The organism is Pseudomonas sp. FW305-28, assembly GCF_017351395.1.
In the GTDB taxonomy this organism is placed as follows: domain Bacteria; phylum Pseudomonadota; class Gammaproteobacteria; order Pseudomonadales; family Pseudomonadaceae; genus Aquipseudomonas; species Aquipseudomonas fluorescens_AA.
Genome location: NZ_JACNDD010000321.1, coordinates 1 through 246, shown reverse-complemented (window position 1 = coordinate 246; position 246 = coordinate 1). Strand labels below are relative to the sequence as shown.

1 protein-coding gene is annotated in these 246 nt (G+C 61.4%); it reads left to right on the top strand.

Features of this window, described 5'->3' with window-relative positions; all coding sequences use genetic code 11:
* On the top strand, positions 1-246 hold a 246-nt coding region (locus J4E53_RS30635; RefSeq protein ID WP_207268306.1), incomplete at both ends, for an AMP-binding protein.

Below are 246 nucleotides of genomic sequence, written 5' to 3'. Positions count from 1 at the left end.
GCAGGGCGAGCACGACATCACCCTGATCAACACCGTTCCGTCGGCGCTCAAGGCCTTGCTGGAATCCGGCGGATTGGGCGAGGGCGTCGACACGGTCAACGTCGCCGGTGAAGCCTTGAAGCGCAGCCTGGTTGAAACCTTGTTCGAACAGACCCAGGTCAAACGCCTGTGCAACCTCTATGGCCCATCGGAAACCACGACCTATTCAAGCTGGGTGTCGATGGCCCGCGAAGACGGGTTTGCCGC